Below are 25,868 nucleotides of genomic sequence, written 5' to 3'. Positions count from 1 at the left end.
GATCACTCGGGCCCGAAAAAAGTTGCTGGTAATTGTCTCAAAAGCATACTACCATGCGCCCTATGTTACCGGTTACATAAACCGGTAACATTTGTCCGAAGATAAGCGGAACAGGTGCCGCAGGACTTGCAGAGACAGGAGACGTGTATGTCGCAGGCTGGTGAGATGATGGTGAACGAGCCGCTAATCCGGCTTAACGCCGCGGACAATGTACTGATCGCGCGCGAGGCGTTGTCCATCGGGCAACAGCTTTCCATTGGCGATGCGGCCATCCGCATGCGCGCCCAGGTTGCCGCGGGTCATAAAGTGGCGGCGCAACATATTCCGCGGGGCGCGGCCATCCGCAAATACGACACCATCATTGGCCGGGCCGCTCGCGACATCGAGGCGGGTGATCACGTCCATACGCACAACGTCGAGTTGATCGATTTCGAACGCGATCCGGGTTTCTGCCTGGATGTGCGTCCCGTCGAGTACGTTGAACAAGCCGAACGGGCAACCTTCAACGGCATCGTGCGACCCGATGGGCGCGTCGCGACGCGCAACTTCATCGGCATTCTGGCCTCGGTCAACTGCTCTTCTACCGTCATCAAGAATATCGCCGCGTGGTTTACGCCTGAGCGGCTCGCACGTTACCCGAATGTCGACGGCGTGGTCGCGTTTGCGCAGACCAGCGGCTGCGGGATGTCTTCGCCTAGCGAACACTTCGATGTCTTGCGCCGCACGCTCGCCGGCTATGCGCGTCATCCGAATCTTGGCGGCGTGCTGATCGTCGGGCTAGGCTGTGAGCGCAATCAGGTCGGCGCCTTGCTCGAATCGCAGGGGCTTCAGGCCGGTGCCGCGGTCCACACGCTGGTCATGCAGGACGAGGGCGGCACCCGTGCGACGATCGCGGCAGGGATCGCTGCCATAGAGCAGATGCTGCCGGCTGCGAACGATATTCGCCGCAGTCCGGTGCCCGCGAGTCACATCAAGATCGGTCTGGAATGCGGCGGCTCGGACGGCTTTTCCGGCATCACGGCGAACCCGGCCCTGGGCGCGGCGATGGATATTCTGGTGCGCCACGGCGGCACCGCGATCCTTTCCGAAACCCCCGAAATTCATGGTGTCGAATACATGCTGACGCGCCGCGCGGTGACGCCGGAGGTCGGCCAGAAACTGCTCGACCGGCTTACGTGGTGGGAGCAGTACACGCGCGGACACAACGGCCAGTTCAATGGCGTCGTAGGACCGGGTAATCAGCAAGGCGGACTCGCCAACATCTTCGAGAAATCGCTTGGTTCTGCGATGAAAGGCGGGACGACGCCGCTGCAGGCCGTCTACGAATATGCCGAGCCGATCGATCGCGCCGGCTTCGTCTTCATGGACTCGCCCGGCTACGACCCCGTCGCGGTGACCGGGCAGATCGCCAGCGGTGCAAACCTGATCTGCTTCACGACCGGCCGCGGCTCCATGTTCGGTTCGAAGCCCGCGCCCACGATCAAGCTCGCAAGCAACACGCCGATGTTCGAGCGGCTGCGCGACGACATGGATATCAACTGCGGACTGATCCTCGATGGCGAACGCTCAGTCGAAGAAATGGGCGAGGACATCTTCCAGCACATCCTGCGGGCCGCATCGGGCGAACGTACCCGCAGCGAACTGCTCGGCCTGGGCGATCACGAGTTCGTGCCCTGGCACATGGGCATCGTTAGCTGAAACGCCGCCTCGCACCTACAACAAAATCGGAGACAGAGATTGAGCCAAGCGTTGCAACAGGAGCCCCGCAGCAAAGTGCGCTGGGTGGTGGCTGGCCTGATGTGGTCAGCCATTGCGATCAACTACATTGACCGGACGGTGCTATCCGCCGCGGCACCCCATCTTCAGTCCGAGTTCCATCTTGGCGCCATGGAGATGGGCATCGTGATGTCGGCGTTCTTCTGGTCCTACGCGCTGCTGCAACTGCCCGCAGGCATGCTTGCCGACCGCTTCGGGCAGAAGATCGTACTGGGCATGGCCGTATTCTGGTGGTCGCTCGCGACGGCCGTGACCGGACTCGCCAGCGGTTTCAAATCGCTCGTGGCGCTGAGGGTGATGCTGGGTGTGGGCGAAGCGGGCTCCTATCCGAGCAATGCGGGCATCGCGACGCGGTGGTTTCCGCGCCAGGAGCGCGCCACCGTCGCGGGCATCTTCGATAGCGGATCGAAGCTTGGCGGCGCCATCGCGCTTCCGTTGATTGCCTGGCTGCTGGCGGTCTTCGACTGGAAAGTCACGTTTGCGATTACCGGCGCGCTTGGGCTGGTCTGGTGCGTGGTCTGGGTGTTGGTGTTCAAGAACTCGCCGGCCGATCATCGGCGTGTCAGCGCATCCGAACTCGCCTACATTCGCGCCGATGAAGAAGCGCCGCGCCAGAACGGTGCCGCGCTTGCCGATGTTCCCTGGTACCGACTGTTCGCATACCGGAACATCTGGGCCATGTGTATCGGCTTCTTCATGATCAACTACAACTCTTACTTCTTCATCACGTGGTTGCCGACGTATCTCGTCAAGGAACGTGGCATGAGCATGATGGAAATGGGCTTCATGGCTTCGTTGCCGCTCATCCTTTCGATGGTCGTCGAGATCTTCGCAGGCTGGGCCTCGGATCACGTGTATGCCTCGGGACGGCTCTCGCTCACGGCAACCCGCAAACTGTTTCTCATCATCGGCCTGTTGATGGCGTCGAGTATCGGCTTCGCGGCATTCGCCGCCTCACCTTTGGTGGCGGTCGCGTTACTCTGCGTGGCGAAATCAGGCACGACCGTCGCTGCATCCCAGGTCTGGGCACTGCCCGGAGATGTCGCGCCACGCAACATGGTGTCACGCGTTGCGGGTATCCAGAACACCGTTTCGAACATGGGCGGCGTAGTCGGCCCGGTTGTCACGGGTGCGATCGTGGGTTCAACCGGTTCCTTCGTTGCGGCGTTGCTGTTCTCGTCGGCGCTGATCGTGATCGCGATGCTCAACTATCTGTTCCTGCTCGGCAAAGTGGAACCCATCCAGTTCAATCAAGTCCCCATGGAGGCTAGAAATCGTGATGAACGCAACGTCGACGTCCGTGCTTAATCCGTTCAAGACGGCGCTCGCAAACGGCCAGAAGCAGATCGGCTTCTGGCTTTCGATGGCCGATTCCTATCTGGCCGAAGTCAGCGCGACCGCTGGCTTTGAATGGCTGTTGATCGACGCAGAGCACGCTCCGAACGACGTGCGCAGCATTCTTGGGCAATTGCAGGCCGTTGCGCCTTATCGCGCCGAACCCGTCGTGCGTCCTGTGAACGCCGATCCGGCGTTGCTCAAGCGGCTGCTCGATATCGGCGCGCGCAACGTGCTGATTCCGATGATCGATACCGCCGATCAGGCCCGCGCGAGTGTCGCCGCTGTGCGCTATCCGCCGCACGGAATTCGTGGCGTGGGCAGTGCGGTGGGACGTGCGTCGCGCTGGAGTTCGCGTGCCGACTATCTGGACATTGCGGACAGCGAAATCTGTCTGCTCGTGCAAGCGGAGACCGTCACGGCGCTCGAGAATCTACAGGCGATCTGCGAGGTCGACGGTGTCGATGGTGTATTCATCGGCCCGGCGGATCTGGCAGCGTCGATGGGATATCGCGGCAAGCCCACTCATCCGGAGGTACAGAAGGCGATCGAGGGGGCGATTCGCACCATCGTCGCTTCGGGTAAGGCAGCCGGCACGTTGACATCGGACCAGACACTCGCGCGCCGCTATCTCGAGCTTGGCTGCACATTCGTCGCGACCGGTGTGGACATTCTCATGTTCGCGAACGCGGCTCGCAAGCTTGCCCGGGAATTCATCGAGCAATGAACCATGGCGCACGGACCCGGCAAGCCTAAGCATGGGCCGTGCAAACCAGAGCGATAAAAGCGGGGCGTAAGCCCCGTATCACGTCGGACTTTGACCATCAGGAGACAATCCATGCCCCACAACGCAATGGAGCCCGCTACCTTCGCGGAAGGGGCGACACATTCGAATGCAGCTTTGCTCAGGAAGCATTGGCACATTATTTTCGCCGCGACAGCAGGCTGGGCGCTCGACGCGTTCGACTTCACTATCCTCCTGTTTCTGATTCCGCATCTGCGCACGGTGTTCGACGTGGGTCTGCCTGCGATGGCGTTCATCGTCACCGCCACGGGTTTCGCCAAGATCGCGGGCACGATTGGGTGGGGACTCGCTGCCGACCGCTTCGGCCGAAAGTTCGCGTTTATGGCCGCCGTACTATGGTTTTCGTGCGCCGCCGGCTTGAGTGGGCTCGCATGGAGCTATGCGTCGTTCATGGCGTTACGCATCCTGTTTGGCCTCGGGTTCGGTGGTGAATGGACGGCCTCCGTATCGCTGTTGATGGAGACCGTACCCGAAAAAATCCGTCCGCTTGCCTCCGGCATCATGGTCGCGGGCTACGAGTTCGGCTACATGCTGGCGGCACTCTCGTTCCATTTTGTGTTTCCGGTGCTCGGCTGGCGCTGGATGTTTTTTATCGGCGTAGTGCCTGCACTGCTTACGCTTTTCCTGCGTCGTAACGTCAAGGAATCGGACGACTGGGTGCGTCAGCAGCAACACAAAAAGGAAGGTCGAAAGTTCAAGCCGTTCGTATTCAATCCTGCTGTCGCGCAGGCCTGGGCGTTTTCGGCAGGCATCAACTTCATGCTTTGGGCCGTACAGGTGCTTTATCCGACGTTCCTGCTCACGACTCAACATCTGGACTCAGGTTCGATATTTCCTTTTATCGTGGCTTATTCGGTCGGCTCGGTGATTGGCAAGCCGCTCTCAGGTTATGCGGCGAGCCGTTTCGGCGAGCGCTTGACCATCATCGTCTTCATGACGATCGTGATTCCGTCCACGGTCCTCTACACGCTTGTTTCCGATCACTTTCAGCTGGGTGTCGGCGCATTTCTGATGGGCATGTTCGCGAACGGACTATTCGGCATCCTGCCGCTCTATCAGGCGCGGCGTTTCCCGGTCGCAGCTCGGGCAACCGGCATCGGCATTAGCTACGCGATGACTTCGGTGAGCGTGGCTGCGCCCTACGTGATCGCGCTTGTGACGCCGTCGCTCGGACTCAGATTTTCGATGGCGTCGTTTATCGCCGCAGGGGCATTGTTGATCATCGCCATCAGCGTCTTCAATACGTCGCGCTGGATGCCCGACGAGGAAGTTGGTCCAGAGACCCGGTCAGGTCTGGATGGTGCCAACGAAGACGCGAGTTTTGCCATAGGAGATGTAGTGAGATGATGCGGTCAAGCAGTGCCCGGCGGTGGAATCAACGGCCGGAGGATTCGAACTGGGGCGACTTCGGTCCCGACGATCAACTTGGACGGCTCAATCTGCTGACGCCAGAGAAGGTCCTCCAGGGCATACGAGAAGTCAGTGAAGGTCGCGTTTTCTGTCTGAGTTTGCCGCTCGACTGTCCGGGCGGGACGGCGCTTAATCCGCGCCGTCAACCGCCCCGCATCGAGCCGACGCGGCGAGGCAGCCGCCCGAACATGACGTACCCGCTGTCACGCGATAACCCTCATCTACTGGATGTCATCTGCGACGACACGGTCCATCTGGCGCTCCAGTACTCGACGCAGTGGGACAGCCTCGCGCATATGGGGCAGTGGTTTGATCTCATGGGCGATGGTGTGCCGGAAATGGTCTTCTATAACGGCTTTCGCGCGGGAGAGGATATCGTCGGGCCGATCGATTACCGGAATGGTAACGAACGTGTCGTGGAGCATCCTGTGGGTGCGAAGCGCCTCGGGATCGAAAACATGGCTGCGACGGGCGTGCAAGGACGCGGCGTCATGATCGACCTCAAGCGTCATTTCGGCACGAAGAAGGTAGCTGTTGGTTACGCCGAGTTGAGCGAAGCGATGGACGCTCAAGGCGTGGACGTCGAGCCAGGCGACATGGTCTGTCTGCGTACCGGCACGGATGAAGCGTTGATCGAAATGGCCGGCAATCCCGACATGAGCCGCCTGAACCAAAGTTTCGCTGCGCTCGACGGCCGGGACGAGAAATTGCGCGACTGGATTGTCGAATCCGAAGTGGTAGCGCTGATCTCGGACAACGCCGCTGTGGAGATGTTGCCGCCCAAAGCCGCTGAAAGTGATCGGTATGCCTCGCATCCGTTGCATGATCTCTGTCTGTTCCGGCTGGGCGTGTATCTCGGCGAATTGTGGCATCTGAGCGAACTTGCCGACTGGTTGCACGCAAACGGACGCAGCCGGTTTCTGCTTACCGCACCGCCGCTGCGTTTGCCGGGCGCAGTGGGCTCCCCGGTGACGCCTGTGGCCACCGTGTAGGGCAGTTGGCAGCGTGATTCTCGCGTTAGAGCGAAAATGAATCCCGAGGCCCCATCTTTTGAAAGAGAAACCTGCGCAATTCGCCGGGTCGCTCAATGGACCATTCGTTATCTGCAGAGGAGAGTCACATGAACAAGCCGTACCGCATCGCCGTCATCCCCGGAGATGGCATTGGCAAGGAAGTGATGCCGGAGGGGTTGCGCGCGCTGGAAGCCGCCAGCAAAAAATTCGGTATCGCGCTGGAATTCAAGCACATCGAATGGGCAAGCTGCGACTACTACGCGAGGCATGGTCAGATGATGCCAGACGACTGGAAAGCGCAACTGCAGCCCATGGATGCGATTCTGTTCGGTGCGGTCGGCTGGCCGGAGACGGTGCCTGACCATATCTCGCTGTGGGGATCGCTGCTGAAGTTCCGGCGCGAATTTGATCAGTACATCAACCTGCGTCCCGCGCGTCTCTTTGCCGGCGTGCCTTCACCGCTCGCAGGGCGCAAAGCAGGCGACATCGATTTCTGGATCGTGCGCGAGAACACCGAGGGCGAGTATTCGTCGGTGGGCGGCGTGATGTTCGAAGGCACGGACCGTGAGTTCGTGCTGCAGGAGTCCGTGTTCACGCGTCACGGCAGCGAGCGCGTCCTGAAGTTCGCATTCGACCTCGCGCAACGGCGCGAACGCAAGAAGATCACCGTCGCGACGAAGAGCAACGGCATCGCGATCAGCATGCCATGGTGGGACAAATGCGCCGCCGGCATCGCGGCGCAGTATCCGGATGTGACGTGGGACAAGCAGCACATTGACATTCTCTGCGCGCGCTTCGTGCTGAATCCGGACCGCTTCGACGTGGTCGTGGCCACCAATCTGTTCGGCGACATCCTGTCCGATCTCGGTCCCGCGTGTACGGGGACGATCGGCCTCGCGCCCTCGGCGAACATGAATCCCGAACGCACGTTTCCTTCGTTGTTCGAACCGGTTCACGGCTCGGCGCCCGATATCTTCGGCAAGAACATCGCCAATCCGATCGCGATGGTCTGGTCGGCGGCGATGATGCTCGACTTCCTCGGCAACCACCAGGGGGCCGAGCGTGAGGCTCACGATGCGATGCTCGCCGCGATCGAGGCGGTGCTCAAGGAAGGTCCGCTTACTGGCGATCTCGGTGGCCGGGCCAACACCACGGAAGTGGGCAAGGCGATTGCCGAACGGCTCGCCTGAACAAGGAGATTTCGATGGCAACGAAATTTGAACTGAGCGACCTGATCCGCACCGAGCATTTTATCGACGGCAAATGGGTCGCTTCTATTGGCGGCAAGCGCTTCGACGTGACGAACCCGGCGACGGGCGAGGTGATCGCCACTATCGCTGATGGCGGTGAGGCCGACGCCCGCGCCGCTACCGACGCCGCCGCGCGTGCGTTCCCCGCATGGCGCGATGCCCTGCCGAAGGATCGCGCGGCCGTGCTGCATCGTTGGCACGCGTTGATGCTCGAGAACGCCGACGTGCTTGGCCGCCTGATCTCGCTCGAGCAGGGCAAGCCGTTCGCGGAAGGACGTGGCGAAGTGCTGTACGGCGCATCGTATGTCGCGTGGTTCGCGGATGAAGCGACGCGCATCTACGGCGACCTGATTCCGCAACAGCAGCGCGGCAAGCGGATGAGCGCGGTGAAGGAGCCGGTTGGCGTGGTCGCGGCCATCACGCCGTGGAATTTCCCGCTCGCGATGATCGCGCGCAAGATTGCGCCTGCACTTGCTGTGGGATGCACGGTGGTTGGCAAGCCCGCTGAGGACACGCCGCTCACCGCCCTCGCACTCGTGATGCTGGCGCACGAAGCGGGCGTGCCGCCCGGCGTGCTTAACCTGATTGCTTCATCGCGCGAGAGTGCGGTACCTACGGTGGCGGATTGGTTGCACGATGGCCGCGTGCGCAAGATTACCTTCACGGGTTCGACGCCAGTTGGCAAGTATCTGGCGCGCGAATCGGCCGAGACGCTCAAGAAGCTCTCGCTCGAGCTGGGGGGCAACGCACCGTTCATCGTGTTCGACGATGCAGACCTCGACGCCGCGGTTGAAGGCTTGCTCGTGTCGAAGTTTCGCAATGGTGGCCAGACGTGTGTATGCCCGAACCGGGTGTACGTGCAGTCGTCGGTGTACGAGAAGTTCGGCGATATGCTCGCCAAACGCGTCGCCGCGCTGAAGGTCGCGCCGGCCACCGACTCCGCCGCGCAGATCGGTCCGATGATCAACACACGTGCTGTCGACAAGATCGCACGCCACGTCGATGATGCCATGTCGAAAGGCGCACGCACTCTCACCGGTGGCAAGCGCCTCACGGCGTTGGGTCCGAACTACTATGCACCTACCGTTCTCGCCGATGCCACCAGCGAGATGCAGCTAAGCTGCGAGGAAACCTTTGGCCCCGTCGTACCGCTGTTCCGTTTCGAGGATGAAGCGGAAGCGATCCACGCGGCCAACGACACGCCATTTGGGCTCGCATCGTACTTCTACAGTCAGGATGTGCGCCGCATTGACCGCGTCTCAAGACAGCTGGAAGCGGGGATCGTCGGCATCAACGAGGGCGCGATTTCGAGCGAGGCCGCGCCGTTTGGTGGCGTGAAAGAATCGGGCTATGGCCGCGAAGGGTCGAAGTATGGTCTCGATGACTATCTGTCGATCAAGTATCTCTGCCAGGGTGGGCTTGATTAACTAATGGCATTCTTCGGTTCTGGCCCGTAGCAGGTGCCAGAACCGAAGCCCAACGACGCTCCGCAGCCGTGCGCTGCGCGACTCAGCAGTGTTCCAGCGCGTAAGACAGATCGGCGATCAGATCGTCAGGATGCTCCAATCCAACGGACACGCGAATCAATCCCTCCGACACGCCTGCCTTGGCGCGTGCCTCTGCTGGCACGCCGGAATGTGTTGTGGAAGCGGGATGACAAATCAGCGACTCCGTGCCGCCTAGGCTCACCGCCGACTTGAACAGACTCAAACCGTTGATGAGTTTGAACGCCTGCTCGCGACCGCCGTTGAGCACGAAGGCAAACGTCGACCCAGGTCCGCTGCACTGACGCTGATAAACCGCCTGGTAGGTCGGATCTTCAATCAGTTCGGGATGCAAAACTTTCACCGGATGATACGGATTGCTCGCGAGCCATCGCGCGACGGCGCTGCCGCTGCGCGCGGCCTGCTCCATGCGCAGCACGAGGGTTTCCATGGAACGTGTGATCATCCATGACGAGTGCGGATCGAGTTGCGAGCCGAGCGCGCTGCGAATCGAGCGCACCTTCGTGATCAGACTACGGCTACCGGTAACACCGCCCGCGACCAGATCGCTATGACCGCCGATGTACTTCGTCAGCGAATATACGTTGAGGTCGATACCTTGCTTCACCGGCTTCTGATACAACGGCCCTAGAAGCGTGTTGTCGCAAACCGAAAGCGGACGATAGCCGTGGCGCGTTTCGAACGCGTCGATCTCGCGACGCAGTCCTTCAAGGTCGAACAATGCGTTGGTCGGGTTGGCCGGCGTCTCGATGTAGCACATTCGCACGTTGCCCTTTTTCGCCGCGGCTTCGAGCGCGTCGCGGATCGCCTCGACCGAAAGCCCATCCTCGATTACTTGCGAAGTGATGCCCCATTCAGGCAGAAACTTTGAAATGAGCATTTCAGTCCCGCCATAAAGCGGCACGGACTGAACCACACAATCGCCCGGTCGCAGCAATGCCAGCAGAATTGCCGCAATCGCAGACATGCCGCTCGACGTCACGACAGCGGACTCCGAGCCATCGAGCAACGCTAGTCGATCTTCGACAATCTCGAGATTCGGGTGATTGAAACGGCTATAGACGAGGCCCGCGCTTTCGCCTTCGGGCGAAGGCTTGCGGCCTGAGACCATATCGAAGAAGTCGGCGCCGTCCTCGGCAGTACGGAACGCAAACGTCGACGTCAGGAACACGGGCGGCTTAACCGATCCTTCCGAAAGGAACGGATCGTAGCCATACGACATCATCTGGGTTTCTGGGTGCAGATCGCGATCGGCGATCTTGCGCTTGTGATAGTTGCCATAGGCCATGCTTTGCTCCATGTGATGTCGTAGGGAAGGTAGAACGGTGGTTGCTGTCCCAGCGCGCATTTCGCCGAAAGAGGATCGCTCTTTTTGGCTTGCGCGTGATCATGCTACTCCATGGCGGAGATTTATAGCGAGGAGCGTGCCTGTAAACGACGGCCGGCCACCCGAAGGTGGCCGGTGTTGGTTTCCCCGCCATTCAAACATGGCGTGGATTCAAAAAAAGGAGCCCTTAGGCAGAAGCGCGCAGCTTCTTCGCCGCTGCCACCATGTTGGTCAGCGCCGGAATGACTTCTTCCCACTGACGCGTCTTCAGACCGCAATCCGGATTCACCCACAGGCGTTGCGGCGGAATGCGTTCCGCTGCCTTCTTCATCAGTTGAACGATGTGTTCTTCGGTCGGGATGTTGGGCGAGTGAATGTCGTACACGCCCGGGCCGATTTCGTTCGGATAGTTGAAGTTGTCGAAGGCGTCCAGCAGTTCCATGTCCGAGCGCGAGGTTTCGATCGTGATCACGTCGGCGTCCATATCGGCGATCGACGCGATGATGTCGTTGAACTCCGAATAGCACATATGGGTGTGGATCTGCGTTTCGTCATCCACACCATTGGCGGTGATACGGAACGACGTCACTGCCCAGTCGAGATATTCACCCCATTGCGACTTACGCAGCGGCAGACCTTCGCGCAGGGCTGCTTCGTCGATCTGGATCACGCGCACGCCGGCCTTTTCGAGGTCCAGCACTTCTTCGCGTATCGCCAGGGCCAACTGATAGCACGACACCGAACGCGACTGGTCGTCACGCACGAACGACCAGTTCAGGATCGTGACCGGGCCGGTCAGCATGCCCTTCATCGGCTTGCTGGTGAGCGACTGCGCGTACTTGACCCACTCGACCGTCATGGCCTTCGGACGGCTGATGTCGCCGAACAGGATGGGCGGCTTCACGCAACGCGAGCCATACGACTGCACCCAGCCGAACTGGCTGAAGGCGTAGCCGTCGAGCTGCTCGCCGAAGTATTCGACCATGTCATTACGCTCCGCTTCGCCGTGCACCAGCACGTCCAGGCCCAGAGCTTCCTGCTCGCGCACGCTACGTTCGATTTCGGCGCGCATCGCAAGCTTGTAACCGGCTTCATCCAGCGCACCGCTTTTGAACTGGCTGCGCGCATGGCGGATCGTGCCGGTCTGCGGGAACGAGCCGATCGTCGTGGTCGGGTAAGCGGGCAGGTTTAGCAACGCGGCTTGCTTGTCAGCGCGTGCCGGATAGGCGTTCTTGCGCTGGCCCAAGGCCGGATTGATCTTCGCGAGGGCGGCTTTGACAGCGGGGTTGTTCACGCGCGGCGATGCGCGGCGGGCGGCAATCGCGGCACCGTTAGCCGCCAGCTCTGCCTTCACCGCGTCGCGACCGTTGTTCAGCGCGGTAGCCAGCACCTTCAGTTCGCCCAGCTTTTGCAGCGCGAAGGCGAGCCACGAGCGGACTTCCGCATCCAGCTTCTGTTCGTTTGCCAGGTCCACCGGCACGTGCAGCAGCGAGCACGACGGTGCGATCCACAGGCGCTCGCCCAGTTGCTTCGCGACCGGCTCGAGCCAGTCCAGCACGCTGTTGAGGTCCGTCTTCCAGATGTTGCGGCCGTTGATCACGCCGAGCGACAACACGCGGTCCTGCGGCAGTTGTGCGATCACGGTGTCGACTTCGGTGCGCGCATTGATCGCATCCAGATGCAGGCCTTGCACTGGCAGCTTGACCGCCAGCGACAGGTTGCCGAGCAACTGGCCGAAGTACGTCGCCAGCAGCAGCTTGACCTTGCTGTTTGCGAGAGCCTGGTAGGCGGTGACATACGCTTGCTGCCATTCAGCAGACAGTTCGGTCACGAGAATCGGCTCGTCGATCTGCACCCATTCGACACCTTGCGCTGCCAGCGTGGCAAGCAGTTCAGCGTAGGCTGGCAGCAGACGCGGCAGCAGGGCCAGCTTGTCGGAATCGTCTTTGGCCTTGCCGATTGCCAGATAGGTCACGGGGCCGATGATCACCGGCTTGGCCTTGACGCCTTGTGCCTTGGCTTCGCCCAGTTGTTCGAGCAGACGCGATGCATCCAGTTTGAATTCGGTGCTGGCGCTGAACTCGGGGACGATGTAGTGATAGTTGGTGTCGAACCATTTGGTCATCTCACCGGCGGCAACACCACCGCAGCAGGCAGCGTGGTCTTCGGCACCTTTGGCCGAACGGCCGCGGGCGACGCGGAAGTAGTTGTCGAGGGTATCGCCATGGAAGCCTTGCACCCGTTCCGGCAGGTTGCCGAGGGTGAAGCTCATGTCCAGCACCTGATCGTAAAAGGCGAAATCGCCGACGGCCGCAAAGCCTAGGCCGGTCTGGTTCGTCCAGTGACGCTCGCGCAACTGCGCGCCCAGTGCCTTCAGTTCTCCGAGCGAGGACTCGCCTTTCCAGTAGGACTCGAGCGCGAACTTCAGTTCGCGCTTTGCGCCGATACGGGGAAAGCCTAGATTGTGTGTCGTTGCCATCGTGTCGCCTTGATTCGGTCGGTTGCGGATCGGAGCATCCTAACGAAGGCGTCTTATGAAGTAAAATGGTGATAATTCACCTAACCATTAGTTTCGCTCATGTGCAATCATGCTTGAGAGAGTTCATCTGGCCATCGTCCAGGCCGTGGACAAGCACGGCTCGCTGACCGCCGCGGCGGAGATCCTGTGCGTGACGCAGTCGGCACTGAGCCACTCCATGAAGAAACTGGAACAGCAGCTGGGGACGGATATCTGGTTGCGCGAGGGGCGTAGCCTGCGTTTGACCCAGGCCGGTCAATACCTGCTTGCGGTAGCTAACCGCCTGCTGCCGCAACTGGATCTCGCCGAGGAGCGCCTCAAGCAGTACGCACAGGGCGAGCGGGGCGCGCTGCGTATCGGCATGGAGTGTCATCCCTGCTATCAGTGGTTGCTGAAGGTGGTCTCGCCCTACCTCGCGCGCTGGCCGGACGTGGATGTCGACGTCAAACAGAAATTCCAGTTCGGCGGGATTGGCGCGTTGTTCGGCTATGAGATCGACCTGCTCGTGACGCCGGATCCGCTCTACAAGCCGGGTTTGCGCTTCGAACCGGTGTTCGACTATGAGCAGGTGTTGGTGGTGAACCGCGAGCATCCGCTTGCCAACGTCGAGTATGTGAAGCCGGAGCAGTTGACGCGAGAAGTGCTGGTGACTTACCCGGTAGAGACCGACCGGCTCGACATCTATAATCAGTTTTTGATGCCGGCAGGTGTCACGCCTCGTCGCCATAAGGCGATCGAGACCACCGACATCATGCTGCAGATGGTGGAAAGCGGCAGGGGCGTCGCGGCGCTGCCGCGCTGGCTGGTGGAAGAATATGCCGGCAAGATGAATCTTGTGCCTGTGCGGCTTGGGCGGAAAGGCATCGCCAAGCAGATTTTCCTGGGCGTCCGCGAAACCGACATTGAAATCGATTACCTCAAGGCCTTTATCGAGCTGGCGCGCATGCCGGCGGTGGCTTTGACTGAAACACAGGACACGCCATGACACAGTCTCCCGAACGCTCCGCGCTCTACGCACATGCTGCTACGCGACCCCATCCACGGTGATATCGAACTCGGCAGCCTCGAGACCACGATTCTCGATCTGCCGGTGATGCAGCGGCTGCGCGGCATCAAGCAGCTTGGTACGGCGCACCTGGTTTATCCCGGAGCGTTGCATACGCGCTTCGATCATTCCGTCGGCGTCTGCGCGGTAGCGCATCGTATCGTGGCGAGTCTGCGTCGCTCGGGGCTGCAGGTTCCCGCCGAACTGGAAGATGCGATTGGCGTTGCCGCGTTGCTCCACGACGTCACGCATGTGCCGTTCGGCCACACACTGGAAGACGAGCGTCGGCTCTTCGCGCGGCACGACAAAGGCTCGCGCCTCGCGGACATGTTCGCGGGCGAGCTTGGACATGCATTGGACGGCCTGGGCATTCGCGATGCCGTGGGCAGTCTGCTTGGCCTGCCATCGCCTGAAAGCGTGCCTCATTGGGCAAAAGACATTGTCTCGGGCAGCATCGATGCCGACCTGCTCGACTATCTCCGCCGCGACAGCTTCTTTGCCGGCCTGTCCCACGATTACGACGACCGGATCTTCCGCTGCTTCGCCGAGCACGACAACCGTCTTGTGATCCGACTTGCCAAGCATGGCATGGACCGTTCCGACGCCCGTTCGGAAATCATCGGCGTGCTCCGGCTGCGCTACTTCCTGACCGAGCGTGTCTACTACCACCACACCAAGGTCGTGGCGGGCGCGATGATTTCGAAATCGGTGGAGATCGCGCTCGATCATGGCGTACTCGTCGAAAGCGATCTGCTTGAACTTAACGACTGGACATTGCTGGACCGTCTGGCGCGTTGCGGTATCGCGGATGCCGCCGCCCTCGCGCGCCGCACGTTGAATCGCGATCTACTCAAACGCGGCTACGTGGTCTCTGGCCGCAGCGTGCCGCCCGCACTGCGAAAGGATTGGGTGGCGCGGTATCACGTGTCGCACACGCAGCGCGCGCAAACCGAGAGGGAGCTGGCAGAGAAACTGGGCGTGCCTTTCGCGGACGTCGTGTTGTACTGTCCGGCATTGACCGCCATGAAGGAAGCCGCCGTGCCCGTCGAAACCAGTCGCGGCCTCGAGCTTCTGAACGACGCCGGCAGCGGCACCACCACGGAAATATGCGCACTGCAGGACCGGTATGCGGACCTCTGGCGCTTCTACGTATTCGTTCCGGCAGAGGCAGTCGGGCGCGCCGCGCCGATTGCCGCTGAGATGTTCCAGACGCCGTGCGAACTCCACATTGCAGCCCGCGTTTGAGAAAAACGCCGCTCGCATGTGACCTCACAGCGCCGATCATTACCGCAACCGATCATCGCCATAAAGAATAACGATTGTTGTTGATCTGGAATTTTCTCGTTTCTAGGATGGGTCACCGTAACAAGTACAAGCCGGCAACGCGGGGAGACTGAATATGGACGCGCAGGTGAAGCCAGAACGAGCAATCAGGACATTAGACGATGCGATTCGCCTGGTGGAGGCGAGCCGGCTGACGCATATCAAGGTCGGTTTATCCGACGTCGACGGCATTCTGCGCGGCAAATATCTGCGGAAGGATAAATTCCTCGGGGCCCTGCGTTCAGGTTTCGCATTCTGCAATGTCGTACTGGGCTGGGACGTGGATGACCAGATGTACGACAACACGAAGTATACGGGCTGGCACACCGCCTATCCGGATGCTCTGGTGCGCATCGTGCCGGAGAGCTGCCGGCGTTTGCCGCTTGAACAGGGCGACGGCGAAGACATGTTGTTTTTCCTGTGCGAATTCGTAGAGGATGCCGAAGCAATCTGCCCGCGAGGCTTGCTGAAGCGCGTATTGAAGCGCGCAGCGGATATGGGCTTCGAAGCTTTTTCTGCACTCGAATATGAATTCTTCATGTTCGACGAGACGCCGCATTCGGCGCGTGAAAAAAATTATCGTGGCCTGAAAAACTGGACCCCTGGCAACTTCGGTTATTCGGTTTTGCGCAGCACGGTTGAGGGCGATTTCTACCGGCAATTGCTCGATTTGTGTGAGCAGATGGATATGCCGATCGAGGGCCTGCATACCGAAACCGGTCCAGGCGTGCTGGAGGCCGCCCTCGCGGTGGACAACGCGTCCGATATGGCGGACAAGGCTATCCTGTTCAAGACCTTTACCAAGGCGCTGGCCCAGAAGAACAATCTGATGGCCACCTTCATGGCGAAATGGTCGCACGACCATCCGGGACAGAGCGGTCACATCCACGTCTCTTTGCGTGAGATCGGCACCGGCAAGTCGGTGTTCCACGACGCAGGTCGTCCTCACAACATGAGCGCGAAGCAGGCCAATTTTATGGCGGGCGTACAGCGCTATCTGCCCGAATTCATGTCGATGTTCGCGCAGACCGTGAATAGTTATTCGCGTCTGGTGCCGGGCTACTGGGCCCCGCTCGATGCAACCTGGGGCGTGGAAAATCGAACCACGGCGTTGCGGCTGATCCCGGGCTCTGAGAAATCGCAGCGCGTTGAAGTCCGTATCGGTTCGGCCGACGCGAATCCCTATATCGCGCTGGCAGCCGCGTTGGGCGCTGGTTTGCGTGGTATCGAGCAGGGCCTGGAGCCAGAACCGATCGTCCAGGGCAACGCTTATACGCAAGAGTTTCCAGCCCATCTGAGATTGCCCAACACCCTGTGGGATGCCGCACAGCGACTGCGCAATTCCGAAGCCGCGAAGACCTTGTTTGGCGAAGCGTTCGTCGAGCACTTTGTCGCCACTCGCGAATGGGAAGAGCGGCAGTTCCGTCGGCATGTGACCGATTGGGAGTTGGCACGTTACTTCGAGATTATCTGAGTCCAGGAACCCAGGCCCACCATGATGAAAGATGAGTTGATTACCATTAGCCCGATTGACGGCAGCGAATTCGTGCGCCGCCCTTATGCGAGCGAATCGCAGATCGGGGAAACGCTGCAGCGTGCGCAGCTTGCCCAGAAGGCATGGGCTGCAACGCCGCTCTCGGAGCGGCTGGCACTCGTTGGCCGTGCTATAGATCACTTTGTCGAGAACAAGGCAACTATCGCCGAAGCGATTACCCGACAGATGGGACGTCCGCTACGCTACACCGCTGGTGAGGTAGACGGCTTCGCCGGGCGGGCGCGCCATATGATGGCGATTGCGGAAGATTCATTGAAGCCCGTTCAGGTGGAACCGCAAGCCGGCTTTACGCGGTTTATTTCGCGTGAACCGGTTGGCGTGGTGTTGACTATCGCGCCGTGGAATTACCCTTTGCTGACGGCGGTCAACAGTATTGTGCCGGCCCTGCTCGCAGGCAACACGGTGATTCTTAAGCACTCCGATCAGACGCCGTTGTGTGCCGAACTGATCCATCAAGCTTTTGTTCAGGCCGGAGCACCCGAAGGTGTATTCCAGTATCTGCATGTCGACCATGAACGTGTGCGTCGCTTGATACGCTCGAACGAGATCGGCTTTGTCTGCTTCACCGGTTCAGTTAGCGGCGGTCGGATCGTCGAGGAAGCGGCAGCAGGGCGCTTTATTGGCGTTGGGCTGGAGTTGGGCGGTAACGATCCGGCCTATGTGCGAAGCGACGCCAAGCTTGATCATGCCGTGGAGATGCTCGTCGACGGGGCCTTCTTCAATTCAGGCCAGTCGTGCTGCGGCATCCAGAGAATCTATGTGGCTCAGCCTCTGTACAAGGATTTTGTCGAGCGTGCGGTGGCGCTGACGAACCAATATGTATTGGGTAATCCGCTCGATGCGCAAACCACGTTGGGTCCAGTGGTGCGAACGTCGGCAGCGGATGGGGTGCGTTCAGTGATTGCTGAAGCACTCGCCAAAGGCGCCAAAAATCTGATCGCCGAAAGCCAGTTCGGCATGTCGCGCACTGGTACGCCGTATGTGGCGCCGGGTGTGTTCGTGGATGTCGATCACGGTATGACGCTGATGAACGACGAATGTTTCGGCCCGGTGGTGGGCATCATGCCTGTGTCGGGAGATGATCAGGCCATCGAACTGATGAACGACAGCCCCTACGGTTTGACCGCAGCTGTATTCACCACCGACGAAGAAGCCGCGCTATCGATCGGTCGGCGCGTCGAAACGGGTACGTTCTTTATGAACCGCTGCGACTATCTCGACCCGGCGCTCGCCTGGACCGGCGTGAAGAACACGGGCCGTGGTGCGACGTTGTCGGCGGTCGGTTACGAGCACCTGACGCGACCCAAATCTTTTCATCTGAAAACCGGCCTCTGACCGAGACCTTCGAAGGAATTTCGTATGTCACTTCCCTCCGTGAACTGGAATTACCCGACTGCGGTGAAGGTCGGTGCTGGCCGTGTGCGCGAATTGCCGCAATGGTGTGAGAGCCTCGGCATGCGCCGGCCGCTTCTGATCACCGATCCGGGTCTGGCGGCGTTGCCGCTCATCGGTAGCGTGCTCGATCACTGCCGGTCCGCCGGTCTGGAATGCGGGCTGTTTCACGATATCAAGGGCAACCCGACCGGCAAGAATGTCGATGATGGCGTGGCGATCTTCAAGGCCGGCGGCCATGACGGTGTGATCGCCTTCGGCGGCGGCTCGGCCCTCGACGCGGCTAAGGCCGTAGCGCTGATGGTTGGGCAAGACCGTCCGCTGTGGGATTTCGAGGACGTCGGCGATAACTATCTGCGCGTCAACGTGGCCGGTATGGCGCCGGTGGTGGCGGTGCCGACTACTGCCGGAACCGGTTCGGAAGTGGGACGCGCCTCGGTGATCACCGACGACCACGCCCACGTGAAACGGATTATCTTTCACGCGAAGATGTTGCCTGCGGTCGTTATTCTCGACCCTGAGCTGACGGTTGGCCTGCCTGCAAAGCTGACGGCAGCGACTGGCATGGATGCGCTCTCGCATAACCTCGAAGCCTACTGCTCGCCGTTTTATCATCCGATGGCCACGGGCATCGCGCTCGAGGGTATTCGTTTGATCAAGCAGTTTCTGCCGCGTGCGGTCAAGGATGGCCACGATCTCGAAGCGCGCTTGCAGATGCTGGTGGCGTCGAGCATGGGCGCTACGGCGTTTCAGCGTGGTCTCGGCGCAATGCATGCGCTGGCCCATCCGCTCGGTGCGTTATATGACGCTCACCATGGCATGCTGAACGCCATTCTGATGCCGTATGTGCTCAAGGCCAATGAGGCCGTCATCGCCGAGCGGATTGAATTGTTGGCGCGCTACCTTGAACTGGCGCAGCCGTCGTTTGCATCGTTCCTCGACTGGGTGTTGGCGATGCGCGAATCGCTGGGCATTCCCCATACGCTGAGTGAGATCGGCATCGGTGCGCAAGACGCGGCGAAGGTGGGCGAAATGGCGGTGGTCGACGGGTCCGCCGGGACTAACCCGATTCAGTTTAGTGCTGCAGACTACAGTCGCATTTTTGTAGCGGCTGTAGAAGGCATGTTGTAACGCCAGTCGTAACGAGTCGGTGTTATTGGGGGATGGCGTGGCAAGAATCGGGATTGGCGGCTTTCTACACGAGACGAATACCTTCGCCGCCAGCCGCGCGCGCTTCGCTACCTTCGTCGAAGCGGACGCGTGGCCCGGTTTGCTGGTTGGCGAGGAGATGTTCGGCGCGGTCTCGGGCGTGAATCTGGCAATCGACGGTTTTATCCGCGCTGCGCAGACCTCGCATGAACTGGTGCCGCTATTGTGGGCTTCGGCAAATCCAAGCGGCCCGGTAACGGAAGACGCATTCGAAGCGATTGCCTTCATGCTCGACCGGATGATCCGCGATGCGGGTCCGCTAGATGCGCTGTTCCTCGATCTACACGGCGCGATGGTGAGTGAACATCTGGAGGACGGCGAGGGCGAGTTGCTCCGGCGCTTGAGGCAAAGAGTCGGTGCCGCGCTTCCGATCGTCGTCGCGCTCGATTTCCACGCCAACATCACGCCCGCCATGTTCGAACATGCGAGCGGCCTGCTGGCATACCGCAGCTACCCGCATGTCGATATGGCGCAGACCGGGCAGCGTGCGCGGGAGTTAATGGACCGGTTGCTGGGCGGCAGAGTGCTGCACAAGGGCTACCGCCAATTGCCCTTCCTGATTCCCATGCCTTGGCAAAGTACCTTGGCTGAACCGATGCGCAGTCTGGTTGCACTTGGTGATTCACTGGCATCGGAACAGGTTTTTTCTGCCGAGTTTGTGCCGGGCTTTCCACTTGCCGATATTTATCACAGTGGGCCGAGCGTGATCGCGTATGGTCACGATCGCATGGCGGTCGAGCGCGCGGCCGAATCGTTGACGCAAGCTGCTCTCGCGAGGCAGGCTGATTTCGGTGGCCGTTTATATGCGCCCACGGACGCGGTTGCGTATGCGATTGAGCAGGGACTACGTAGGGAAGCCGGCACCATCATCTTGGCCGATACCCAGGACAATCCTGGCGGCGGGGGGAGTGGCGATACGACCGATATCCTTCACGAACTGTTGCGTCAAAACGCGCAACGGGTTTGCGTCGGCGTAGTGTGCGACGCGGGATTTGCCGAAGCGGCGACGTACGCTGGTGTTGGCGCTGTGATCGAGATCCCGCTCGGCGCAGCGAGTGGCATCGGAGCGCCGCCGCTGCAGGTGCCGTTTGAGGTGCTCGCGCTGGGAACGGGCCGTTTCACCGGCACAGGACCGTTCTACCTTGGCTGTCATATGGATCTCGGGCCGATGGCTCGGGTGCGTTGCGGTGGCCCCCTGGGCATCGAGGTCGTGGTATCGAGCCGCAAACAGCAAGCTGCCGATCGCGCCATGTTCCGCCATCTCGGCGCTGATCCGGCTCACTACCGCATTCTGGTTCTAAAGAGCTCGGTTCATTTCCGGGCCGATTTCGGTGAGCTTGCGGACGAAATTCTGGTGGTGGCCGCGCCCGGCGCCAATGCTGCAGACTTGCGGCAGTTACGCTACGAAAAACTGAGGCCCGGCGTCACGCTGCTTTGAAATCAGCCCAACACGATAGACGGCAGCAACCACGGCGCGTTGGCCTCGATGATTGGCAAGAAGCGATCCTTTAGCAACTGCACGCTGTCCTGAGCGAGTTGCTGCGGTAGCAGGCCTAGATCGTCTTGACGGGCAACCATGGTGAGTTCGCGAAAGAACTCCTCTCCGGGAACTGGCGCCAGGCGAAACGCCTGGGAGAACTGCCTATCTGCGGTCAGCCCCGATTGCAGCAAACAAAGTGGCGTCGTGATGGTCCAGCCGGCATTGGCCATCACGAGAGACATGATCGCGAACGTGTTGTCGAGTTGCAGGCGCACGGGTGGCCGAAATCCCCATTTTTCCAGCTGCGTTTCGATACTTCGGCCTATTACGCTGGTGTTGCTGTAGCGAATGAAGTCGTCTCTGACCTGCAGGCTGCGCAAAGAAGGAACCGCTCCTTTGAAATTGCTGGGCAACACCAGAACAAAGGGCTCACGCAGAATGCGCTGGCGGTACAGCGAAGGGTTTTTCGACACCACGTCATCGGAGATGATGATGTCGACCTTTCGCGCGAGCAACGCTTCGGCATGTTGATGCGATAGACCGGTCACCATCGACCAGTTGGCGGTGCGTTGCCGTATTGCGGCCAGCAACTCGGCGCCGATGCTGGTGGCCATGGAATCGACCAGTGCGATGCGAATGTGTTTGAGCGGTTCGCCGTGGGGCTTGTGGAACTCCTGACTCAAATGCCTGGCGTCGTCCAGCAGCGTAAGCGCGCGGTTATAAAACTGACGACCCACGGGTGTGAGCATCGGGGGACGCTGCGAGCGATCCAGCAATTGCAGATTGAGCGCCTGCTCTAGGTTCGATAACGTTTGAGAGACGGAGGACTGTGTGATTTTGAGCCGCTGACCGGCAGCCGTCATGCCGCCGGATTCGACGATAAGCACGAAGACCTCGAGCGCCTTCAGATCGAAATTGATTCCATTTTGCATAAGACCGGCTGATTCGCCACGGGAGGTGGTCAGGAGCGGGTGAGGGGCGTGACGCTTCCAGGTAGTGTACCCGCCGTTAGCGATGGTAGAGAAATGTGGAACCTAAAGCGTGAAAAAAATGGATGTCCTTTGATCGCCTTGCCGTGCTGCAACAAGGCGATCGATCTCGGAGTGCATCATTCAGACTAAAGCCGGAACTAAAACTGCTCCTTGCCGAAAAGCGACTTCGCATTGTTCTGGTCGATACGCTGGGTCGGCACCGTGACATTGCGTGGCACCTCGGTCGCGCAGTCGATCAGGATCTTCTTGGCAAGTTCGAGCGCCTGCGCGGCTCCCGTGGGATAGGTGTAAGTCGCAGCCCATTGACCGTCCGCGACCGCGCGGATGCCGCCTGACGGCCCCGGCAAACCATCCGTGCCGATGATCTTCACCTGATCGGTCTTGCCAGCTTGCTTCGCTGCGATATATGCCCCCGCTGCCGCGAGATCGTTGCTGGTGTACACCAGCTTGATGTCGGGATGCGATTGCAGCATGGCGGAGAAGACGGTCACAGCCTGGTCTTCCATCCAGTCCACGGGCTGCACCGCGACGAGCTTGATCTTGGGATTCGCAGCAATGCCAGCCTTGAATCCTTCGAGTCGCTCAATGGCGGGCGACGAACTCGGCAGACCTTCGAGAATCGCCGCTTCGCCACCATCGGGCAGTAACGTCTTCGCTGCCCACTCGCCCGCTTCTTTCGCGATCTGGCGGTTGTCCCCACCCACGAAAGCCGTGTAGTTGTCGCCCGTGGTCTTGCGGTCGAGTTCGATCACGGGCACGCCGGACTTGTAGACGGCTGTTACGGCAGGCGTGAGCGGCGCGGCCTCGAACGGCGAGATCATCAGCAGATCGACGTGCTGGGTCTGGAAGTTCTCGACCTGCGACACCTGCGTGTTCACGCTGGCCTGTCCGTCCGCGATCACGAGCTTGAATTTCGGGTAGTTCTTCACGAGGCGCTCGAGCTCGTGATTGACGTGCTCGCGATACGGCTCCTTGAAGTTGGCCTGGCTAAAGCCGATCACGTAATCGTTATTCGGCCCGCACTCTTTCGCGAGCGGCGTACCCGCAGCCCACGCGCCGGAGGCGACAGCCGCGCCGGCAACAAGCAAAGTCGTCTGCAGAAGTGTTTTCATGTGTCCGTCTCCAAATCGTTTTGAAAGATGCCGGACGCAACCCCGATCTTCGCCGCCGGGAGCCGCGCGAGAGACTACCGCTTCGAACCTCCGCGGCCGACGACGTAGGTTTGCAGTGCTGCGGCGATCACGATGATTGCGCCCGTCGCGAGAAGCTGCATGGCGGCACTGACGTCATTGAGCTGCAGGATATTGGCGAGCGCCCCCAGCATGATGGCGCCTGCAATCGTGCCGATCATCGAACCGGCACCGCCGAACAGGTCGGTGCCGCCGATTACGACGGCGGCGATCGCGTTGAGCTCATAGCCCAGGCCGTCGTTAGGGCTACCGAATGAAAACTGTCCCGCGTGAACGATGCCGGCAATCGCGGAGGCGAAACCGGTCAGTGCGTAGACCGAGATCTTGATCGCGCTGACCGGAATGCCGGACAGACGCGCCGCCTTCTCATTGCCGCCGACAGCGACGACATAGCGCCCATAACGCGTGTTGTTAAGCAGGAACGCAGCGATGACCGCGAGCACCACGAACACCAGCGTAGCAACAGGGAAAACACCGCCGATTCTCTCGCCGAGCACCCCGAAGGCCGGTGGCGCGTTGCCAGGGCCCACGCCATATTGGATGTTGATGAAAGCGTTATTGGAGGCGATCAAAGCGAAACCGCGCGCTGCCTGCAGACCGGCGAGCGTGACGATAAACGCCTGAATGCGAAACGCGGTAGAGATGGCTCCCTGAATGGCGCCGAATATCACTCCCGTCACGATGACCAGTGACAGCGTGCTCCAGAGCCCCCAGCCCTGGTTGATAAACAAGGTCGCGGTCAATACCGAGCAGAGTCCGAGCACCGCGCCAACGGAGAGATCGATGCCGGCCGCGATAATCACGAACGTCATGCCGAGCGCAAGAATGCCGGTTTCGGAGATCGACCGGATGATATTGGCGATGTTGTCGGGCGCAAGAAACAGGATGTGGCCGTGCCTGCGCGGCGAACAGATAATGCCGGCGGCCATCACGAGTATGAGTCCCAGCAGGCTCTGAAACCGGACTAGATAAGTGAGCAGGCCACGTGGACGGTCTCCGGCCGTGGTGGATGTCGGTGTCGTGCTCATGCGGCCAGTCCCTCCCCTTCACTGACGCGCCGGATCGCCTCTTCGCTGGGATTCGGGCCGAATTCCTGAATCGTCTGCCCCGCGTGCATCACAATGATCTTGTCGCACAGGCCGATCAGCTCCGGCAGTTCCGAAGACGCCACCAGCACGCCAAGCCCCTGTTCCGCGAGGCTGCGCAAGCGCCGGTAGATTTCAGCCTTGGCGCCGACGTCGACGCCGCGAGTCGGTTCGTCGAGCAGCAGCAAGCCCGGATCGCTCATCAGTTCCTTGGCGAACACGACCTTCTGCTGGTTGCCGCCCGAGAGGTTGACGACCTTGGCTTCGGGGCGCCGCGGACGTACGTCGTAGTCTTCAAGGGCGCGGATCACCTCGCGCCGTTCGAGTGCACGTGAGACGAGGCCAAAGGGCGTGACGCGCTTTAGCGTCGACATTACTGTGTTCTGCGCGACGGTGTGATTGAGGATCAGTCCGGTGCCGCGCCGGTCGTCAGTGACATAAGCAATTCCCGCCTGGCGGGCGGCCTTGATATGACCGAGTGCAGTTGGCCGGCCACGCACTTCGACGAGTCCGCGCCAATGTCCGCTTGTGCCGAAGCCGTACAGGGTCGACAGGAGTTCCGTACGTCCCGCTCCCATGATGCCCGCGAGACCGACAATCTCGCCTTCGTGGACGGTCAGCGAAACATCGCGTGGCACCTGCCAGCCGACACGTGGGATGTTGGACTCGAAGGCAGCGTGTTCGAGTCGCAGGATCGGTGCCCCTATCTTTTCTGAGCGCGGTGGGAACAGATCGGAGAACGGGCGCCCGACGAGAAGCTGGACAAGCGTAGCTTGCGGCGCATCCGGGGCAGTCGTGCCGACCACGGCGCCGTCGCGCATCACCGTCACGCGGTGCGCGATGCGCGTCACCTCCTCAAGCCGGTGAGAGATATAAACGATCCCGACGCCGCGTTCGGATAGCTCTTTCACGACGGAGAAGAGATGGTCCGCTTCGACAGCCGACAAAGCGGCGGTGGGTTCATCCATGATGAGGATGCGTGCATTGGCCGACAAGGCTTTGGCGATCGCGACAAGCTGGCGCTCGCCCATCCGCAGGCTCGAAACCGGCAGACTGGCATCCAGCGACACGCCTGCATGAGCCAGCAGATCCTGCGCTTTGCGCCGCATGGCGGCGCCGGCCAGCACGCCCCAACGGGTCATCTCGTTGCCGAGGAACAGATTGCCCGCGATGTCGAGGCCCGGAACCAGATCGAGTTCCTGCGGGATCATGGCGATTCCCGCAGCATGGGCGTCGCGAGGGCTCGCGAAGCTCAGCGGATTGCCGTCGAGTTTGATGACACCTGCATCGGGCCGAACTGCGCCCGACAATACCCCCATCAACGTGGATTTGCCCGCGCCGTTTTCGCCGAGCAGAACGTGCACCTCGCCGGCCGCGACGTCGAAATCGACCCCCTTCAGCGCATGAACACCGCCGAAGCGTTTGCGGATTCCCAGTAATTCCAGGTGGCAAGCCGTCATGGCATGCCGGCGCGAGCTTGACGTACGGGCATACGCAGGTTCTTTTCCGGTGTAGGCGGGCGTCCCCAACGCAGGGGTTCGTTAATTCCTTACTTCCCCAACAAGCCTACGAAAAGCTAAGCGCTCCTACAAGCGCTTGCTTCTCGATACTTACCCTGATATTTGGCAAATGCCCCGGTCGTCCGAGGCATTGCGTTC

Annotated in this window: 19 protein-coding genes; 13 read left to right on the top strand and 6 right to left on the bottom strand. The window is 60.6% G+C overall.

The genetic code is table 11. The features are described 5' to 3' along the window. Nucleotides 1–168: 168 nt before the first annotated feature. From P3T20_RS16060 to P3T20_RS16030, 7 genes are all read left to right on the top strand, one after another. The gene (locus P3T20_RS16060; RefSeq protein WP_429287455.1) at nt 169–1,698 is read left to right on the top strand and encodes a UxaA family hydrolase; all 1,530 of its coding nucleotides are present in this window, start codon (nt 169–171) and stop codon (nt 1,696–1,698) included. 99 nt (nt 1,699–1,797) lie between these two features. After that, on the top strand, nt 1,798–3,084 hold the full coding sequence (locus tag P3T20_RS16055; RefSeq protein WP_429287454.1) for an MFS transporter: 1,287 nt from the start codon (nt 1,798–1,800) through the stop codon (nt 3,082–3,084). Beyond that, nucleotides 3,056–3,838, top strand: a complete 783-nt coding sequence (gene hpaI, locus P3T20_RS16050; RefSeq protein WP_429287453.1) for a 4-hydroxy-2-oxoheptanedioate aldolase — start codon at nt 3,056–3,058, stop codon at nt 3,836–3,838. The genes P3T20_RS16055 and hpaI overlap by 29 nt, the downstream gene beginning before the upstream one ends. Before the next feature lie 111 nt (nt 3,839–3,949). After that, nucleotides 3,950–5,263 carry an MFS transporter gene (locus tag P3T20_RS16045; RefSeq protein WP_429287323.1) on the top strand — a complete coding sequence of 438 codons (1,314 nt, stop codon included), beginning with the start codon at nt 3,950–3,952 and terminating at the stop codon, nt 5,261–5,263. Beyond that, the gene (locus P3T20_RS16040) at nt 5,260–6,318 is read left to right on the top strand and encodes a cyclase family protein (protein ID WP_429287322.1); all 1,059 of its coding nucleotides are present in this window, start codon (nt 5,260–5,262) and stop codon (nt 6,316–6,318) included. The genes P3T20_RS16045 and P3T20_RS16040 overlap by 4 nt, the downstream gene beginning before the upstream one ends. Nucleotides 6,319–6,446: 128 nt before the next feature. Next, nucleotides 6,447–7,529, top strand: coding sequence for a tartrate dehydrogenase (locus P3T20_RS16035; RefSeq protein ID WP_429287321.1), 1,083 nt, complete (start codon nt 6,447–6,449; stop codon nt 7,527–7,529). 14 nt (nt 7,530–7,543) lie between these two features. After that, nucleotides 7,544–9,016 (top strand): NAD-dependent succinate-semialdehyde dehydrogenase, encoded by a 1,473-nt coding sequence (locus P3T20_RS16030; protein ID WP_429287320.1) that lies wholly within the window; start codon nt 7,544–7,546, stop codon nt 9,014–9,016. Between the two features lie 82 nt (nt 9,017–9,098). On the opposite strand, the gene P3T20_RS16025 is transcribed toward P3T20_RS16030, so the two are convergent. Continuing rightward, entirely contained in the window at nt 9,099–10,382 is a 1,284-nt protein-coding gene (locus P3T20_RS16025; RefSeq protein ID WP_429287319.1) for a cystathionine gamma-synthase family protein, read from the bottom strand. A gap of 226 nt (nt 10,383–10,608) precedes the next feature. After that, nucleotides 10,609–12,900 carry a 5-methyltetrahydropteroyltriglutamate--homocysteine S-methyltransferase gene (gene metE / locus P3T20_RS16020; RefSeq protein WP_429287318.1) on the bottom strand — a complete coding sequence of 764 codons (2,292 nt, stop codon included), beginning with the start codon at nt 12,898–12,900 and terminating at the stop codon, nt 10,609–10,611. Nucleotides 12,901–13,009: 109 nt separating this feature from the next. Between metE and P3T20_RS16015 the strand changes: the two genes are divergently transcribed. The 6 genes from P3T20_RS16015 to P3T20_RS15990 all read left to right on the top strand — a co-directional run bounded on the left by P3T20_RS16015 (nt 13,010) and on the right by P3T20_RS15990 (nt 20,901). Then, the gene (locus P3T20_RS16015) at nt 13,010–13,924 is read left to right on the top strand and encodes a LysR family transcriptional regulator (RefSeq protein WP_429287317.1); all 915 of its coding nucleotides are present in this window, start codon (nt 13,010–13,012) and stop codon (nt 13,922–13,924) included. A gap of 33 nt (nt 13,925–13,957) precedes the next feature. Then, complete coding sequence (locus tag P3T20_RS16010; RefSeq protein ID WP_429287316.1) at nt 13,958–15,229, top strand: HD domain-containing protein; 1,272 nt, start codon at nt 13,958–13,960, stop codon at nt 15,227–15,229. A gap of 166 nt (nt 15,230–15,395) precedes the next feature. Next, entirely contained in the window at nt 15,396–16,781 is a 1,386-nt protein-coding gene (locus P3T20_RS16005) for a glutamine synthetase family protein (RefSeq protein ID WP_429287315.1), read from the top strand. Between the two features lie 24 nt (nt 16,782–16,805). Continuing rightward, entirely contained in the window at nt 16,806–18,197 is a 1,392-nt protein-coding gene (locus P3T20_RS16000) for an aldehyde dehydrogenase family protein (protein WP_429287452.1), read from the top strand. Between the two features lie 24 nt (nt 18,198–18,221). Continuing rightward, nucleotides 18,222–19,385, top strand: a complete 1,164-nt coding sequence (locus P3T20_RS15995; RefSeq protein WP_429287314.1) for an iron-containing alcohol dehydrogenase — start codon at nt 18,222–18,224, stop codon at nt 19,383–19,385. A gap of 37 nt (nt 19,386–19,422) precedes the next feature. Next, entirely contained in the window at nt 19,423–20,901 is a 1,479-nt protein-coding gene (locus tag P3T20_RS15990; RefSeq protein WP_429287313.1) for a M81 family metallopeptidase, read from the top strand. 2 nt (nt 20,902–20,903) lie between these two features. Here the strand turns inward: P3T20_RS15990 and P3T20_RS15985 are convergent, their stop codons facing one another. The 4 genes from P3T20_RS15985 to P3T20_RS15970 all read right to left on the bottom strand — a co-directional run bounded on the left by P3T20_RS15985 (nt 20,904) and on the right by P3T20_RS15970 (nt 25,670). Beyond that, nucleotides 20,904–21,875 carry a LysR family transcriptional regulator gene (locus P3T20_RS15985; protein WP_074267069.1) on the bottom strand — a complete coding sequence of 324 codons (972 nt, stop codon included), beginning with the start codon at nt 21,873–21,875 and terminating at the stop codon, nt 20,904–20,906. 197 nt (nt 21,876–22,072) lie between these two features. Further along, nucleotides 22,073–23,047: a substrate-binding domain-containing protein gene (locus P3T20_RS15980; RefSeq protein ID WP_074267070.1), complete on the bottom strand. Its 975-nt coding sequence runs from the start codon at nt 23,045–23,047 to the stop codon at nt 22,073–22,075. A 74-nt stretch (nt 23,048–23,121) separates the two neighbouring features. Further along, nucleotides 23,122–24,153, bottom strand: a complete 1,032-nt coding sequence (locus tag P3T20_RS15975) for an ABC transporter permease (protein WP_429287312.1) — start codon at nt 24,151–24,153, stop codon at nt 23,122–23,124. Then, nucleotides 24,150–25,670, bottom strand: coding sequence for a sugar ABC transporter ATP-binding protein (locus P3T20_RS15970; RefSeq protein WP_429287311.1), 1,521 nt, complete (start codon nt 25,668–25,670; stop codon nt 24,150–24,152). Before P3T20_RS15970 ends, P3T20_RS15975 begins: the two co-directional genes overlap by 4 nt. Nucleotides 25,671–25,868: the final 198 nt, after the last annotated feature.

It is taken from the genome of Paraburkholderia sp. GAS206C (assembly GCF_050435645.1).
Taxonomy (GTDB): Bacteria; Pseudomonadota; Gammaproteobacteria; order Burkholderiales; family Burkholderiaceae; genus Paraburkholderia; species Paraburkholderia phenazinium_B.
The sequence above is the reverse complement of the archived record's forward strand: the minus strand, read 5'-3'. Positions and strand labels throughout refer to the sequence as shown.

What these genes read in the sequence shown, in the direction of transcription:
- P3T20_RS16030 (WP_429287320.1), top strand. Translation starts at nt 7,544, where the DNA reads ATGGCAACGAAATTTGAACTGAGCGACCTGATCCGCACCGAGCATTTT.
- P3T20_RS16025 (WP_429287319.1), bottom strand. Translation starts at nt 10,382, where the DNA reads ATGGCCTATGGCAACTATCACAAGCGCAAGATCGCCGATCGCGATCTG.
- P3T20_RS16060 (WP_429287455.1), top strand. Translation starts at nt 169, where the DNA reads ATGGTGAACGAGCCGCTAATCCGGCTTAACGCCGCGGACAATGTACTG.
- P3T20_RS15985 (WP_074267069.1), bottom strand. Translation starts at nt 21,875, where the DNA reads ATGCAAAATGGAATCAATTTCGATCTGAAGGCGCTCGAGGTCTTCGTG.
- P3T20_RS16010 (WP_429287316.1), top strand. Translation starts at nt 13,958, where the DNA reads ATGCTGCTACGCGACCCCATCCACGGTGATATCGAACTCGGCAGCCTC.
- hpaI (WP_429287453.1), top strand. Translation starts at nt 3,056, where the DNA reads ATGAACGCAACGTCGACGTCCGTGCTTAATCCGTTCAAGACGGCGCTC.
- P3T20_RS15970 (WP_429287311.1), bottom strand. Translation starts at nt 25,670, where the DNA reads ATGACGGCTTGCCACCTGGAATTACTGGGAATCCGCAAACGCTTCGGC.
- P3T20_RS15975 (WP_429287312.1), bottom strand. Translation starts at nt 24,153, where the DNA reads ATGAGCACGACACCGACATCCACCACGGCCGGAGACCGTCCACGTGGC.
- P3T20_RS16040 (WP_429287322.1), top strand. Translation starts at nt 5,260, where the DNA reads ATGATGCGGTCAAGCAGTGCCCGGCGGTGGAATCAACGGCCGGAGGAT.
- P3T20_RS16055 (WP_429287454.1), top strand. Translation starts at nt 1,798, where the DNA reads ATGTGGTCAGCCATTGCGATCAACTACATTGACCGGACGGTGCTATCC.
- P3T20_RS16045 (WP_429287323.1), top strand. Translation starts at nt 3,950, where the DNA reads ATGCCCCACAACGCAATGGAGCCCGCTACCTTCGCGGAAGGGGCGACA.
- P3T20_RS15980 (WP_074267070.1), bottom strand. Translation starts at nt 23,047, where the DNA reads ATGAAAACACTTCTGCAGACGACTTTGCTTGTTGCCGGCGCGGCTGTC.
- metE (WP_429287318.1), bottom strand. Translation starts at nt 12,900, where the DNA reads ATGGCAACGACACACAATCTAGGCTTTCCCCGTATCGGCGCAAAGCGC.
- P3T20_RS16000 (WP_429287452.1), top strand. Translation starts at nt 16,806, where the DNA reads ATGAAAGATGAGTTGATTACCATTAGCCCGATTGACGGCAGCGAATTC.
- P3T20_RS16035 (WP_429287321.1), top strand. Translation starts at nt 6,447, where the DNA reads ATGAACAAGCCGTACCGCATCGCCGTCATCCCCGGAGATGGCATTGGC.
- P3T20_RS16015 (WP_429287317.1), top strand. Translation starts at nt 13,010, where the DNA reads ATGCTTGAGAGAGTTCATCTGGCCATCGTCCAGGCCGTGGACAAGCAC.
- P3T20_RS15995 (WP_429287314.1), top strand. Translation starts at nt 18,222, where the DNA reads ATGTCACTTCCCTCCGTGAACTGGAATTACCCGACTGCGGTGAAGGTC.